We start from the raw sequence: 12,570 nt of genomic DNA on the forward strand, positions 1-12,570 counted from the left end.
TTAACTACATGACACAACACATGATCATTAACGCCGTCCACCCGGAGGAGTTCCGGGTAGCGCTGGTGGAAGGGCAGTCCCTGGAGGGTTTCTTCATTGAAACAGCGACCAGAGGCAAGTTCGTCGGCAATCTCTACCGAGGCATCATTGCCCATGTGCAGCCAAGCCTGCAGGCCGCCTTTGTGAACTACGGCATGGAGCGCAACGGGTTTCTCCCCTTCAGCGAAATCCACCCGGAGTACTACCAGAAGGAGGTCAGCGAACCGGTTAAGATCCAGGAGGTCATCTTTCCAGGCCAGGAAGTACTGGTGCAAGTGGTAAAAGAGGAGATAGGCAACAAGGGAGCCCTTCTCACCACATACATTTCTCTTGCCGGGCGGGACGTGGTGTTGATGCCCGGCCAGTCACAGCGGGGAGTTTCGCGCAAGATTGAGGACGACAGCCAGCGGGAAAGACTCAAGGAATTGGCCAAGGACCTCAATATCCCCGAGGAACTGGGGATTATTATCCGCACCGCCGCAGAAAACCGGACCAAACGCGAAATCACCAAGGACCTTAATCACATGGTGCGGGTTTGGGAGGAAATCAAAAAGCGCGTGGAGGAAAGCACCGCGCCCTGCCTCATTTACAAGGAACAGGACCTGGCCATAAGAGTCGTGCGGGATTTCTTCAGTCCCCAAATAAAATCCATCCTGGTGGACGACAAGGACGTGCACCGTCAGGTCAAGGATTTCCTGCGCATCATCAGCCCCAGGCATCAGCGCAACGTCAAGCTTTACCGGGGAGATGGGCCGATTTTTGTCAAATACAACCTGGAAGATCAAATCGAACAGATTTTTCAGAAGAAGGTGGGCTTAAAATCGGGCGGCTATCTGATGATCGATCCAACCGAGGCACTGGTGGCCATCGATGTCAACTCGGGTAAGAGCAGCAGCAACGGGGCCCTGGAAGAAACCATTTTCAAAGTCAATCTGGAGGCGGCGGCAGAAATTCCTCGCCAGTTGCGGTTGCGCGACCTCGGTGGACTGATTGTGATCGATTTCATCGATATGCGCGACCGCCGTCATATTCGGGAAGTGGAACGCAAGGTCAAGGAAGAAGCAAAGAAGGACAAGGCTAAAATCACCATTGGCAAGATATCTCGCTTTGGCCTCATGGAACTGTCAAGGCAGCATCTCGGGCTGAATATTCAACGCGGTTCCTACCAGGATTGTCCGGTGTGCAAGGGAACCGGCCTGATCCGATCACCCGAAGCAACCGGACTGCATTACCTGCGAAAAATCTGGTTGACACTGGTGCAGAAAAAGCCTGCCGAAGTCAAGGTGACCGTCTCTCTTGCGGTAGCCAATTATCTGCTCAACCACAAACGGACTGACCTCGCCAAACTGGAAGAACGCTTCGACACCAGCATTTTTGTCGAAGCTTCACAACACCTTTTGCCGCATGAAGGTACGCTGGAATTTGTCACGCGCGAACCGGTTTCCCAGACATAGCCCAACCCGGGAGGCTGTCCCACAATGCCGCCACACCGGCAGGAATCCAGAAAAGCGGCCTCAGCCGCTCGATGTCGCATGCCGGCAGAAACAACGCAAGAAAGCATGAATAAAGTCCGTCTGAAAGGATTCACCCGACCGGTGCCCGATTCACCCCTGGTTTCCATCATCATACCTACCTACAATTACGCTTGCTATCTTCCTACGGCACTGCAATCGTGCTTCACGCAAACTCACAAGAACATCGAGGTCATTGTTGTGGATGACGGCTCCACCGACGACACTCGACGACGGGTAGTCGAGTTCAAAGATCGCGTTCACTATCATTACCAGCCCAACAGGGGGGTTTCCGCAGCCAGAAACAAAGGGCTGGATCTCGCCTCAGGAGAATACATCAATTTTCTCGACGCCGACGACTACCTGACGGAGGATTCCATCGCAGCCAGACTGAAAATTCTTGTGCAGCATGAGGACATAGGCGTCGTCGTCAGCAACAGCTATCGTCAGCGGGAACCCGAAGCAGGAGGAACGCCTGGTTTGACATTCAAACCCAAGGTCAGACGCGACATCATTTCAGACCGGTTCTATGAGCACCTTTTACTGCAAGAAATCTCTTTTGCCACCTGCACGGCATTGCTACGGGGCACTCTGGCCAGACGGTTCAGATTTCCCACAGACATCACCAATGGCGAGGACATAGCCTACTTCAGCAAGATATTCTTCTGCGCCAGGGTCTACTATCTGGCAAACCCCACCGCGGTGGTGGTCAAACATCCGGACAGCCTGCGACAAGACATCAAGAAAATAAGGGATCAGGACCTGGCGCTTGTTCACACCATTTTCGACGATCCTCTTTATGGAGGCAAACTCGATTATTTGCGAAAAACATTCACCTCACTCAGTTATCTTTCTCTTGCAGGGAGCTTTTACCGGGCCGCAGACAAGAAGCTCGCAAGGAAGTATTACCGGGCGGGAATCAAGCACAAACCACGCAATATTTTGCGCGTGAATGCGCTGTCAAAATTTCTCAGATCTTACCTGTGAGTCGGCACTCGATGGCCTCATCGTTGATCTCAACTCTCCCGGGGTATCCAACAGATCTCGTCTCATAGGCAGCCCACTCTAGTCGGCTGCACCACGCGCTTGGCATGATGTGGCCGCGCATCAGCGAGACTTGTCACAGGCCACGGTGGGAGAGAAGTGCGCCTTCACCCGGTCTATGGTGGCAGAGGTCGTTCACTCCGTCTGCAGCTGGAATTGTTGACCCGGGTATGCTATGTGTCTTTTTCGTTGGGACACGCAGACTCCGGGGGGCGGTGCATGAGGCCCGACTTATGGTCCATACCCGGGAGCCTGCTCAGGAATCCTCGGGGCCGCCAATCGTGCACGAGTAAAACTTGGCGTGAAAATCTATGACTCACCAGGCGCATCATTGAGGGATGCCGGCCCAACCGGCCTGCAACCGATCGACTGGGCAGATGGGATCGTTGTGAAAATCGCTTTGGTCAATAAGGTCATGAGCCGCCGCGGCGGCGGCGGAGAACGTTATGCAGTGGACCTCGCCCACCATTTGCTGTCTTTCGATTGCCAGGTTCATGCCTACGGGCAGCTGCTTGAAGACCTGCCACAAGCAGTCCAGCGCCACCCCGTCACCGCTCCCGTAAGACCCGGCTTTCGCAAAATCACCGGCTTTATCCGAAGCGTCAGGTCAGCCCTCGGCGATCAACACTACGACATCATTTATGCGCTGACCCAGTTTTATCCGACCGACATTTACTTCATGGGCGGAGGCATGCACGAGCACTGGATGCATGTACGAGATCCCAACCCGGTGATGAGGCAATTGAGATACCTGATCAATCCGACCCATCTGGTCATGCGGAGAGTTGAACGCCGCTTGTGTCGAGCGGCAAACTGCCGGGTCGTCATCGCCAACTCCAACATGGTCAAACGCCATGCCATGGTGTACGGAGGGGTCCCCGGGGAGCGCATCCAGGTCGTTCACAACGGTGTCGACCTGAACACCTTCAATCTCGGCGTATGCAGACAATTGCGCACCTCGGTACGCCGGGAGCTCGGCTTCGGAGAGGACCAGATTGTCATTCTGTTTATCGCCCATAATTGGCGGCGCAAGGGACTGGAGACCTTGATGAGGGCACTGGGCATGATCCTTCGTCAGGTCCCCCGCTACCAGCTTGTGGTGGCGGGGCGCGGGCGAATTGGCGCATTTGCCAAAATCATCCAACAAAACAAACTGCACGACCATGTGCGGTTCGTTGGCCCCGTCGATGCTCCGCAACGCTATTATGCCGGCGCTGATCTGATGGTTCTGCCAACCATGTACGACCCCTGTGCCGGGGTCACCCTGGAAGCAATGGCGTGCGGGCTGCCCGTCATCACCACGGCATCCAACGGCGCCAGTGAGTTGATCAATGAACAGAGCGGCTTCGTCCTTGAAAATCACACCGATGCGACAACCCTGAGCCACTACCTGCTGTACCTCGCCGAGGACCCGATTCGGACGGCAATGGGCCAACACGCTGCAAGGGTGATGCAGGATCATTCATTTGCAAAGGTCGCCCAGAGAACCTATGAAATCATGCGCGCAATGATTAGGAAATAGGCCTGCTGCTCATGCACGTGGCAATGCCGCAACCGGTTTGGGGCAAGAGTGTCACACGATCACGTAGCGCTTGATGGTGCGCACCACTTCGTCGGGATCATCCAGGAGGGTGAACAGATCCAAATCCTGAGGCGAGATGTAGTTGCGAGCGAGCAGAGTGTCCTTAATCCACTCTATGATGCCGTTCCAATAGCTCGATCCCACCAGGACGACCGGGAATGGCTTGGTTCGCCTGGTTTGAATCAGCGTCAGCGCCTCGAAGATTTCATCCATTGTTCCGAACCCTCCCGGCATCCCCACATAAGCTTGCGCGTACTTGACAAACATCACCTTGCGGACAAAAAAATATTTGAAATCCACAATGATGTCCGCAAACTGATTGCTTTCCTGTTCGAGGGGCAAACGAATATTGAGCCCCACCGACTTGGCCCCCCCCTCGCCGGCTCCTTTGTTACCCGCTTCCATGATCCCGGGACCACCTCCGGTGATGATATTGAAGCCGCTTTGGGCAAGCTTCCTGGCAATGATGACGGTCTTCTCATAGTTCTCATCGCCCTCGCGGACCCGAGCCGAGCCAAAAATGGAAACGGCGGGATAGATATCGGAAAGATTTTCAAAACCGTCCACAAATTCTCCCAGGATCTTGAACAGCCTCCACGAGTCCTGAACGGTCATCGCGTCGATAAGATATTGCCTTTCAGCCATGGTTGAGGTCCTTTCCGGGATCCAGCACATCAATCCTCCGCTCTAATGGGAATCGGCAGGACGGGCTTCGTGTAAAGCAAGTGAGGATATTACGCACTCAACTCATCATTAGCAAACTAATTCTATAATCCAGACGCGCCGTGATCAACCGCATTGGACCGTCGACTGTGGCATCGCTTGCCGGCCCGGCAAGGGGGCATTAATTTCATGCAGAAGACTTTCAACAAACACATTGAAGCGTTATTTAAAATAGGCTATGTAGCCAATGCGTAATCGAATCCAGCGCACCATGACTGTTTCGCGCCCTGAGCCGGGCAGCCCCGCTCAGTCTGGCAATCAATAAGAATGGAGGCCCCAGTGACAATGGATATGAAGGAATTTGTGCGAGCATCTCTTAAGAAGGTTTCAAAAAAAGTGACCGAAGGGTCTTTGGACATTCACGAGGAGGGCTACGATGACCAGGAGGAAATGCTTCTGGATTGGATTTGGATCGAATTGAAGGAAGAGTCTCCGGATAAGGACGCTGTGGTTAATATGGATCTGGACGATCTTTACGAAGTCATTGAGGCTTCGGCGGATATGTATGAAGATTATCGCATCCTGCTCGAATCAATCAGGAGTGACGGCAACTGACGGGTACTTCCGATTTTCAGCTTTCTCCCAGCGTCCCGTAAAGGACGCTTTTTTTTTCTTATGGAAAGGTAGCAGCAACGGGCCACTATGCAAACCGTGCATCTGAAACCGGGCAAAGAAAGACGCATCTTGAAGGGGCATCGGTGGATTTTCAGCAACGAGATTGCTGATTCTCTGGCAAACTTCGAGCCGGGCCACTGGGTCAAGGTGTTCACTGCCAAGGGAAGTTATTTGGGATCAGGATACCTCAATCCCAGCTCTCTCATTACCGTGCGGTTGGTGTGCCTGCCGGGCCAAGAGCCAAACAAGGACTTTTTCTTCTCCCTGTTGCGCAATGCCGATCACCGGCGCAGCCGGACCCTTTACCCGGCATCGGCGTGCTACCGGGTTGTCTTTGGCGAGTCGGACGGTCTCCCGGGTCTGGTGGTGGACCGCTATGGCGATGTAATCGTTTATCAAGTCACCACACTGGGCATGACGAAGCTGGAACAGCTCTTTCAGGAGCTGCTCATCGACTTGTACGGGCCGAGCGCTGTGGTCTTTCGCAACGATATTCAGGTGAGAGAGCTCGAGGGCCTTCCATTGAATAAAGGGGTGGTCCACGGGGCCATCCCCGAAGAACACTGGGTATCAGTTGAAGACCTTGCACTGCACACCGACGTCATCAACGGCCAAAAAACCGGTCATTACCTCGATCAGCGGGACAATCGCAGGGCTCTGATTCCCTGGGTGCGAGGGAAAAAAGTGCTGGATTTGTTCTGTTACAGTGGCGCCTGGGGCCTGACGGCAGCCATGGGAGGAGCAGCGGAGGTGATCGGCGTGGACCGGTCTGCAACGGCTATCGCTCAGGCGCAAGGGAACGCGGTCAAGAATCGGCTGGAGGCTGTCACCACTTTTGTCGAACAGGATGTCTTCCAATATCTCAAGGGAATCCCTCGGGGAGCCTTCGATATTATCGTCTTAGATCCGCCGGCCTTTGCCAAGACCAAGAAATCATTGCCGGAAGCGAAGAAAGGCTATACCGATGTCAACCGGCGTGCGCTGCTGGGGTTGAAGCAGGGGGGGCTTCTGGTGAGCTGCTCCTGTTCCCATCACCTGAGTGAAGAAACCTTTCGTGAAGTGCTGTTACAGGCCGCTCAAGCGAGCGGCCGTCAGCTCCGATTGATCGAAGCGCGCGGGCAGGCGAAGGATCACCCGATGCTTTTGGCCATGCCCGAAACGAGCTATCTCAAGTGCCTATTCCTTCAGGTGATCTAATGGATCATCCGCCCTCACCGGGAACAAGCCAGCCGTCGCACGTCCCTACAGCCGCGGCATCCAACTCTCCACATCCGTATACTCCGAAATGACCGGCTGATCGAGAACACTCTCGAGCTTGTTCAATCCGTCGATCAGAGCTTTTGCGCTGGCCAGGACGATATCGGTATCTGCCGCTCGAGCGTTGACCAACTGACCATTTTCTTCCAGTCGCAGGGTCACTTCTCCCTGGGCGTCGGTCCCGGGAGTAACGGCGTTGACTTCATAGCGCACCAGACGGGGAAATCGATTGGTCATCTTGCAGATGGTCTTGAAGGCGGCATCCACCGGGCCATGTCCAAATCCGGCATCCTGCACGATGAGTCCATCCACTTCCAGTTGCACCGTGGCATTGGGTACGGAAATGGAGCCGGCGGTAACGTTGAGATAGAGCAGCCTGTAGCGGGCCGATTCCATCGCGGCTCTGGCGCCCACCAGGAACTCGAGGTCGGCGTCGAACACGATCTCTTTCTTGTTCGCCAACTCCTGAAAATCTTCGTAGCACTGCTGCAGTCTCTCCTGGTCCAGTTCAAAGCCCAGTTCGGCCACGCGAGTCTTGAATGCATCAAAGCCGGCGTCCGTGGTCAAAAAGTCCACTGTGGAGGAAATCCCGAGCATCTCTGCGGACATGATTTGGTACGGCGGCTTTTCTTTGGCATCTGCCAGTTGCGGCACCGCCGTTTCGCATATGAATGCATTGGCACCGACGATGGGTTTATGCGGCTGCATGGTGATCCCCGTAAGCCGTTTCACCAGCCTGCTGGTTGGATAGATTTGGTTCAGCTGGATTTGAGTCGACCAACCGGCGCTGGAACCACGCGTGTTGATGGCTGCGACAATTTCTTCCAGTGCTGTGTTCCCGGCCCGTTCACCGATTCCGTTGACCGTACAGTGCACCTGACGCGCACCCTCCATGACTGCAGCCAGTGAGTTGGCCACGGCAAGTCCCAAATCGTTATGGCAATGGATGCTGAAGGTCACCTTATCGGACCCGCCTGTTTCTTCCTTCAGTTTCCCGAACAACTGATGGATATCGGCGGGAGTCGTATAGCCTACCGTATCGGCCAGGTTGATGCTTGTAGCTCCGCTCTGAATCGCCGCCTTAACCAGCGGTATCACCTCCTCAGGCGCTCCGCGGAAGACGTCCACCAAGGAAAATTCCACATCCGAAGTGATATCCTTGGCCATTTTGATAGCCGAGACAGCCAGCTCCAGTGCCTCCTCGGCACTCTTTTTCAGGAAATGTTCGCGGTACTGCCGGGATACGGGCACAAAAGTGTGGATTCTCTTCCGTTCAGCATCTTTAAACGCCCTGGCGGCAATCTCGAAATCCCGTGGATTGGTGGCACGCGCAAGGACAGCCATCACCGGTCCGCGCACTTCCCGGGCAATGCGCTCCACGGCTCCATACTGCTCTTCCGAGGCCGCCGGAAATCCAATCTCCAGCACATCAACCCCCAACCGGGCAAGCTGCTTGGCAAGTCGCACTTTCTCTTCCACGGTGAGAATGGTCCCAGGTGATTTTATGCCGTCGCGAAGCGTTGTTTCAAATATCTGTATGTGCCCCATCGATTCCTCCTTGCCTCAACATGAACAATGAGCATCAGTCCCTAGAGACTCGTAACATTACCCGATTACCCACAAAAAGCCGCTTGCAGTTCGTCCTTGCTCTTTTGTTTCAATAAGCGATAGTTGCAAGAGCGGAGGTGTCTTGTCAACTTTTTTCACCATCTCCATGGTCATTTGATTTTTTAGTTGCATTTTTCTCCTATTTCTGTATTATTCCTCTGCTGCGGCTGCCTCCATTTATGGCATTTTCGGGCGAAGCGAACCGCTTCCCCCCATGAATAGGAGGTTTTTTCATTTAATAACCCCAAGTGAAGGTATCAGCATGACGTGAGGATGTAGAGAATAAAATGAAATCATTAGGAAAACACCTGATCGTTGAACTCTATGGGTGCTCTTCTGAGCTTTTGAACAACCTGGTTCAGGTGGAAAAGATTCTAATCGAGGCCGTTGAGCTTTCGAAAGCCACCATTGTCCAACCCGTTTTCCATCATTTTTCCCCGCACGGCGTCAGCGGGGTCGTCGTGATTGCCGAATCCCACTTTACCATCCATACATGGCCCGAATACGGTTATTGCGCACTGGATATTTTTACCTGTGGGGAACAGATCGATCCGGATGAATCGCTGCAATTCATGAAGGAGAGATTTCAGGCGCAAAATATGTCAGTGATGGAGATCAAGCGTGGAACTCTTGACGTTCCCGCGCAGGAATTGAGGCACAAGCCTTGAGCGTCGATACATCGCCCAGCTACTTGTGGTTTCGGGAACCGGTCCAGGGCGGTCTGGCGGTTTCCTATCTGTGTGAAAGAGTGATCTACAGTGGGCATTCCCGCTTCCAACGGATCGACATTGTAGACACGAAGATGCACGGGCGCATGCTCTTCCTGGATGGGGTCGGCCAATCTTCGGAACGGGATGAGTTCATTTACCACGAAATGCTGGTCCATCCAGCGTTGTTCAGCCACCCCCACCCCAGGTCGGTACTGGTGATTGGAGGAGCTGAGGGAGCTACGCTCAGAGAAGTTTTCCGTCATCCCGGTATTGAGCGGGTGGTCATGGTGGATATCGATGACCAGCTCATCGAAATCTGCAAACGGCATCTACCCAGCTGGCACCAGGGAAGTTATGAGGATCCGCGGCTTGAGCTCATCACCGCCGATGCCCGAAGCTACATGCAGGAGTGCTCGGAAACCTTCAATAGTATCGTCGTTGATTTGAGCGATCCGCTGGAGGGCGGGCCGGCGGTTTTGCTGTTTACGTGCGAATTCTACACGCTGCTCAGGAGCCGACTCACCCCCCGTGGAGCGATAACCATCCAGGGTGAAGGGATCAGCCCGCAGGATGTGGCGTTACACGCTCGTATGGTGAACACCCTGAGAGCCGTTTTCCCATTGGTGCGGCCCTATCCCTACACAATCCACAGCTTTCACCGCCCGGACGCACACATTCTGGCGACCCTGGACCCCGGCTGGTCCGCAGCCGGTTTTGCCCGGCGGGTTGAGCGGGCCGATTTGCCGCTGCGTTATTTATCCCCGCAAATGGCGCGGGGAATGTTTGACTTGCCTCCCTACCTTAATCAAGCCTATATAAGCCATGATCAGGTTTTGACTGACGAGAACTGTTTCATCCTGGCCGGTGATATCACTTGAACGGCATTCTCTGATAAATCCCGCCAGGTCGATTCCAAGCATGTTGGATGCATGTGATTCTTAGTCATTAGCGAGGTGTCACCATGCCAATCTATGAATACCGTTGCAGGAAATGCGGCAGGAAAAATGAATTCATCACCTTTCGAGTCTCCGAAGCAGTCCCTTCGACCTGCCGCCATTGCAGCAGTGAACAGATTCAGCGGATTCCCTCGAGAGTGCGCGTGCGCCTCTCGGAGGAAACCCGCCTGGAACGTTTGGCCGATCCGATGCGTCTCGGCGGGTTGGATGAAAACGACCCCAAGAGCATGGCGCGCTGGATGAAGACCATGGGACAGGAAATGGGAGAAGATTTTGATGAAGATGTAGACGCAATGGTCGAAGAAGCCATGGAAGAGGAAGCCCGAGGAGCATCCCATGAGGGCGACGGCGTTGCCGACGAAGACATTTGACAAGCTTGCAGGGACAACCGCATGCGATGGACTGTCGCGTTTGGGTTGGCAGGTGGAGGCAGGCCACAAGGGCTTTTCCCTGGGTGAATCCGTTGCCGCACAACTCCATATCTCCGTCGATGTATCGTGTGACTTGATTGACTTTGGCTCCGTGCAGATCGATGGCCGGGCGGAACGTGATCCCGGGAGAAAGCTGAACGGCGGGGAACAGGTTAAGGTTTTCTGGCCGCAAGATGGCATTCACCGCTGGTACGAAGTCGATGGCCGGCGCATTCTGTACCACGACCGGCAACTGCTTGCCTATGACAAGGAAACGGGCATACCCAGCCAGCAAACTCCCTCAGATGCCTATAACAATCTCTTTGCCGCACTCCACCGGTTCCTTGCAGAAAAGAGCGCAAGACCCTATCTGGCACTGCATCACCGGCTCGACCGCGACACCAGCGGGGTGATGCTGTTTGCCGTCGATCAATCGGTGAACCGTAAGCTCGGTAATGCCTTCAAGCATCACAACATCGCCAAGGACTACTTGGCCTGGGCGGAAGGACACCCGAAACGCGATGAATGGATTGCCCGGGAAGACATCGGGCGCAAGGCCGGCAGCTACAGGACTTGCCCGCAGGGACAGGGCAAGAGCGCAGAAACCTGGTTTAAGGTGCTCTTGCGCAGGGAAGACCGCTCCTTCATTTGGGCCCGGCCGAGAACCGGACGTACGCATCAAATCCGGCTGCACCTTGCCTCCAGTGGCCACCCTGTAATCGGGGATCGCCTCTACGGGACGGCATCGGCACAAAGGCTCCTCCTGCATGCGTATCGACTGAGCCTGCTCCATCCTGCGACAGACCAGCCGCTGGTCTTGACCGCCCCCGTCCCGGCGGGCTGGCCGGAGCCACACGAGTTGGCTATCTCCCCCTGTAACGCCCCAGCGTTATGTTTTAATACTTGCGGGTCTACTTTTCCATAAGGAGTCTACTTTGAGCAAGGTGATGATCATCGGTGCAGGTGGTGTCGGCGGAGTTGTGGCGCACAAGTGCGCGCAGGTGCCGGAAGTCTTTTCGGAAATTGTGCTGGCCAGTCGAACGTTGGAAAAATGCCAAAAGATTCGCGCTCAACTGGCAAGACCCATAGAAACAGCCCGGGTGGATGCGGATAACACATCGGAATTGATTGATTTAATACGAAACGTTCAGCCCCGACTGATCATCAATGTGGCTCTCCCCTACCAGGATCTCTCCATCATGGATGCCTGCCTGGAAACCGCGGTCGACTATCTGGACACCGCCAATTACGAACCACCCGACGAGGCCAGATTTTGCTACAAGTGGCAGTGGGATTATCAAGAACGGTTCCGGCAAAAGGGTCTGATGGCGCTCCTGGGCTGCGGGTTTGATCCGGGTGTAACCAACATTTTCTGCGCCCACGCACTCAAACATCACTTCGATGAGATCCACACCATCGACATCATGGACTGCAATGCCGGAGAACATGGCCATCCCTTCGCCACCAACTTCAATCCCGAAATCAACATCCGCGAAGTGACCGCCCGAGGCAGGTATTATGAAAATGGGAAATGGATAGAAACAGACCCTCTTGCGATACATAAGAGCTTTGATTTTCCGCAAATCGGACCGCGCGAAATGTACCTCATGTACCACGAAGAACTGGAATCTCTGGTAAGAAATATTCCCGGTATCAAGCGAATCCGTTTCTGGATGACCTTCTCCCAAGAATACTTGACCCATCTCAGGGTGCTGCAGAATGTTGGCATGACGCGCATTGATCCGGTGCATTACAAGGGATGTGAAATTATCCCTTTGCAGTTCCTCAAAGCGCTTTTGCCCGAACCTTCATCCCTCGGGGAAAATTACACAGGCAAGACTTGCATCGGCTGCATGATCACAGGCGTACAAGACGGCCGGGAAAGAAAATATTACATCTACAACATCTGTGATCATGCCGCAGCGTACAAAGAAGTGAAGGCTCAGGCCATAGCTTACACCACGGGAGTCCCCGCCATGATCGGAGCAATGCTCATGCTGCAGAGGACCTGGCGAGGCGCAGGGGTGTTCAACGTCGAAGAATTCGATCCTGCTCCCTTTATGGAGAAACTGCCCCAATACGGCCTTCCCTGGACGGAAAAATTTTTGGCGTGAA

The 12,570-nt window shown here is 54.3% G+C and carries 12 protein-coding genes; 10 read left to right on the forward strand and 2 right to left on the reverse strand.

Annotation, left to right across the window (positions count from 1 at the left end; all coding sequences use genetic code 11):
* The first annotated feature begins 8 nt into the window (after nucleotides 1–8).
* The 3 genes from K1V27_RS02420 (at nucleotide 9) to K1V27_RS02430 (ending at nucleotide 4,116) form a co-directional block, all read left to right on the forward strand.
* A complete protein-coding gene (locus tag K1V27_RS02420) occupies nucleotides 9–1,493 on the forward strand; it encodes an Rne/Rng family ribonuclease (RefSeq protein WP_258927923.1) in 1,485 nt (494 codons plus the stop codon).
* Between the two features lie 105 nt (nucleotides 1,494–1,598).
* Nucleotides 1,599–2,537, forward strand: coding sequence for a glycosyltransferase family 2 protein (locus tag K1V27_RS02425; RefSeq protein WP_258927924.1), 939 nt, complete (start codon nucleotides 1,599–1,601; stop codon nucleotides 2,535–2,537).
* Nucleotides 2,538–2,895: 358 nt separating this feature from the next.
* Nucleotides 2,896–4,116 carry a glycosyltransferase family 4 protein gene (locus K1V27_RS02430; RefSeq protein ID WP_258927925.1) on the forward strand — a complete coding sequence of 407 codons (1,221 nt, stop codon included), beginning with the start codon at nucleotides 2,896–2,898 and terminating at the stop codon, nucleotides 4,114–4,116.
* A 51-nt stretch (nucleotides 4,117–4,167) separates the two neighbouring features.
* Here the strand turns inward: K1V27_RS02430 and K1V27_RS02435 are convergent, their stop codons facing one another.
* Complete coding sequence (locus K1V27_RS02435; protein WP_258927926.1) at nucleotides 4,168–4,821, reverse strand: LOG family protein; 654 nt, start codon at nucleotides 4,819–4,821, stop codon at nucleotides 4,168–4,170.
* Nucleotides 4,822–5,178: 357 nt separating this feature from the next.
* On the opposite strand from K1V27_RS02435, the gene K1V27_RS02440 reads away from it, so the two are divergent.
* The gene (locus K1V27_RS02440; RefSeq protein ID WP_258927927.1) at nucleotides 5,179–5,454 is read left to right on the forward strand and encodes a hypothetical protein; all 276 of its coding nucleotides are present in this window, start codon (nucleotides 5,179–5,181) and stop codon (nucleotides 5,452–5,454) included.
* A gap of 87 nt (nucleotides 5,455–5,541) precedes the next feature.
* Complete coding sequence (locus K1V27_RS02445) at nucleotides 5,542–6,711, forward strand: class I SAM-dependent rRNA methyltransferase (RefSeq protein WP_258927928.1); 1,170 nt, start codon at nucleotides 5,542–5,544, stop codon at nucleotides 6,709–6,711.
* Between the two features lie 45 nt (nucleotides 6,712–6,756).
* On the opposite strand, the gene K1V27_RS02450 is transcribed toward K1V27_RS02445, so the two are convergent.
* Entirely contained in the window at nucleotides 6,757–8,319 is a 1,563-nt protein-coding gene (locus tag K1V27_RS02450) for a 2-isopropylmalate synthase (protein WP_258927929.1), read from the reverse strand.
* A 347-nt stretch (nucleotides 8,320–8,666) separates the two neighbouring features.
* Between K1V27_RS02450 and speD the strand changes: the two genes are divergently transcribed.
* The 5 genes from speD (at nucleotide 8,667) to K1V27_RS02475 (ending at nucleotide 12,569) form a co-directional block, all read left to right on the forward strand.
* Complete coding sequence (speD, locus tag K1V27_RS02455; RefSeq protein ID WP_258927930.1) at nucleotides 8,667–9,047, forward strand: adenosylmethionine decarboxylase; 381 nt, start codon at nucleotides 8,667–8,669, stop codon at nucleotides 9,045–9,047.
* Nucleotides 9,044–9,967, forward strand: a complete 924-nt coding sequence (locus K1V27_RS02460) for a spermine/spermidine synthase domain-containing protein (RefSeq protein ID WP_258927931.1) — start codon at nucleotides 9,044–9,046, stop codon at nucleotides 9,965–9,967. Before speD ends, K1V27_RS02460 begins: the two co-directional genes overlap by 4 nt.
* A gap of 83 nt (nucleotides 9,968–10,050) precedes the next feature.
* Nucleotides 10,051–10,416, forward strand: coding sequence for an FmdB family zinc ribbon protein (locus K1V27_RS02465; protein ID WP_258927932.1), 366 nt, complete (start codon nucleotides 10,051–10,053; stop codon nucleotides 10,414–10,416).
* Complete coding sequence (locus tag K1V27_RS02470) at nucleotides 10,382–11,380, forward strand: RluA family pseudouridine synthase (RefSeq protein WP_258927933.1); 999 nt, start codon at nucleotides 10,382–10,384, stop codon at nucleotides 11,378–11,380. Before K1V27_RS02465 ends, K1V27_RS02470 begins: the two co-directional genes overlap by 35 nt.
* Before the next feature lie 10 nt (nucleotides 11,381–11,390).
* Nucleotides 11,391–12,569: a saccharopine dehydrogenase family protein gene (locus tag K1V27_RS02475; RefSeq protein ID WP_353740502.1), complete on the forward strand. Its 1,179-nt coding sequence runs from the start codon at nucleotides 11,391–11,393 to the stop codon at nucleotides 12,567–12,569.
* Nucleotide 12,570: the final 1 nt, after the last annotated feature.

This window comes from Desulfoferrobacter suflitae (assembly GCF_022603395.1).
GTDB lineage: Bacteria > Desulfobacterota > Syntrophobacteria > Syntrophobacterales > Syntrophobacteraceae > Desulfoferrobacter > Desulfoferrobacter suflitae.